Origin of the sequence: Nitrosomonas mobilis, assembly GCF_900103035.1 — a bacterium.
GTDB lineage: Bacteria > Pseudomonadota > Gammaproteobacteria > Burkholderiales > Nitrosomonadaceae > Nitrosomonas > Nitrosomonas mobilis.
In genome coordinates this window covers 1-2,258 of record NZ_FMWO01000104.1, presented here as the reverse complement: position 1 = coordinate 2,258, position 2,258 = coordinate 1, and the positions used below count along the sequence as shown (strand labels likewise).

Below are 2,258 nucleotides of genomic sequence, written 5' to 3'. Positions count from 1 at the left end.
GTTTCGCCTGGCTGGAAAAGAATAGAAGACTGTGGAAGAACTGCGAGCGAATGATTAACACCAGTTTGCAGTTCATCCACTTGGCTTTCCTGGCCCTTCTACTCAAAAGACTTTGAACAAGTTCTTAGAATCTATCAAGGCGAATCCTAAAAATGTCAGGTTTTCTGATCTGGTAAAAATATGCAACCAGTATTTTGGAAAACCAAGGCAGCAAGGAACAGGCCATATAATCTATAAAATTCCGTGGAAAGGCGATCCACGAATAAATATTCAAAAAGGCAAGGACGGCAAAGCAAAGCCCTACCAAGTTATGCAGGTAATTGCAGCTATCAACAAATTAAAGGGGGGAAAAAAATGGTGAACTATGAACATTATACCTACCGCGTTCTTTGGTCAGAAGATGACAAAGAATATGTTGGCCTGTGTGCTGAATTTCCAAGTCTGTCTCATTTTGACAAAAACCATATAGATGCCATGCAAGGTATACTTAATCTTGTAAAAGACGTAGTAACTGACATGCAAGCCAACGGTGAAACCATACCAGTTCCTCTTTCTGAAAAGCATTTCAGCGGTAAATTTCAAATCCGAATTCCACCGGAACAACATCGTAATCTTGCAGTGATTGCAAGCGAACAAGGAGTTAGTCTGAATCGTTATATAAGTGCCAAATTATCTGAATAATAAGGGATGGATTCAACTTTAAAGTGCAGCTTTTATAAGGAAATTCAGAAAGCGAGCTGCGGTAGTATCGGAGCTTCTTAAACGACCAAGTATAAGGAGCACTGATGAATCAGTGAACATGAGCTTGCGCAACGCCTGCCGCACGCGGTGGCCGTAACCACAGCCGAGGTGACTGACCGGAAAGAAGTGCTACAGGCGCTGCGCCGCGTACCAACGGATACAAACCAGAATTACCTCAATCGGAAATCGCATTCCTTTCACAACCAGCATGTAGCCTCACCATTATTTCGATGTCTACAGAGTTCATCACGAAGGTATCGATGAACTCGTTTAATGCGACAGAGCCTCTTTGTTGCAAGCTCATCGCTTTTCCTCCAATGTCCGAATACGTTGATCTAGCTAAATGATTTCATGTAACTTCCGCATTTCACCCAAGGCATAAACAAGTAGCGCACCATTTTTCGTATTTATCGCTACTCCTCACTATCTCACGTAAATTTATAATCAGTTGATATGTAATTCTTTTTTATAAAATGTCAACATAACCTAGCAATGGGCAGGGAAGGGTATAAACAGGTATGGATTGAGAGATGTTTAGGCAGATGTTAGGTCGGAGTCTTGTCATGAAACACAAACGGAGGTTTGCCGTATTTTTTTCGCATAGCATTGATGGTGTTGAGTATCTGGGGCTGCTGAATCAGCTTTTGTTCGACCCGGTGCTTGCCCGGGAAATCTAGAAATAAAATACCCGGCTCTGTTGCAAAAAATAAGAAAATTGGTGCATTATTGAATTTTTTCAGGGTATTTCTCAATGTCGGATTTCAAATGGCGACATTACCAGGGCGGTGTAATCCTGGGTTGTGTTAGATGGTACTGCAAGTACGGAATTAGCTATCGTGAATTGGAAGAAATGATGTTGGAGCGTGGATTTGAAGTCGATCACACAACGCTTTATCGTTGGGTTCAACATTATGCACCCGAAATGGAAAAACGCATGCGGTGGTACTACAAGCCGACGATGGGCTACAGCTGGCGGGTAGATGAAACCTATGTGAAGGTTAAAGGGAAATGGACATATTTGTACCGAGCTATTGATAAGCACGGTGACACGATTGATTTCTATCTTTCACCTACCCGTAATAAGAAAGCCGCCAAACGGTTTCTAGGCAAAGCGCTCAAATCCATAAAACCATGGGCACATCCGCAGACAATTAATACAGATAAAGCGCCGACTTTCGGTCCTGCCATTGATGAGTTGAAGGAAGAAGGGAAATGCCTTGAGGATACGGTACACCGGCAGGTAAAGTACTTGAACAATATTGTCGAGGCTGATCATGGAAAACTCAAACAGCTGATAAATCCCGTACGCGGGTTCAAATCCATGAAGACCGCCTATGCAACGATCAAGGGGTTTGAACTCATGCACATGTTCAAGAAAGGACAGATGGATGCATGGAAATATGGGCAAGGTCTCATAGGAGAAATCCGTCTTATTGAAAGACAATTCGATATTTACACCGCATAATCAAAAATATCAGAGATTTACTCTAGCCAACGCTATTTTTTGCAACAGAGCC

General features: G+C 42.4%; 3 protein-coding genes and 1 pseudogene. All 4 read left to right on the top strand.

Annotated elements, in window-relative coordinates; genetic code table 11:
* Window positions 1–116: pseudogene (locus tag NSMM_RS15390) on the top strand (IS5/IS1182 family transposase); the annotation flags it as partial.
* Complete coding sequence (locus NSMM_RS14665; RefSeq protein ID WP_090288647.1) at window positions 113–361, top strand: toxin HicA; 249 nt, start codon at window positions 113–115, stop codon at window positions 359–361. The pseudogene NSMM_RS15390 and the gene NSMM_RS14665, both read left to right, overlap by 4 nt.
* Window positions 358–681 carry a type II toxin-antitoxin system HicB family antitoxin gene (locus NSMM_RS14660; RefSeq protein ID WP_090288649.1) on the top strand — a complete coding sequence of 108 codons (324 nt, stop codon included), beginning with the start codon at window positions 358–360 and terminating at the stop codon, window positions 679–681. Before NSMM_RS14665 ends, NSMM_RS14660 begins: the two co-directional genes overlap by 4 nt.
* Before the next feature lie 811 nt (window positions 682–1,492).
* On the top strand, window positions 1,493–2,206 hold the full coding sequence (locus tag NSMM_RS14650) for an IS6 family transposase (RefSeq protein ID WP_090288644.1): 714 nt from the start codon (window positions 1,493–1,495) through the stop codon (window positions 2,204–2,206).
* Window positions 2,207–2,258: the final 52 nt, after the last annotated feature.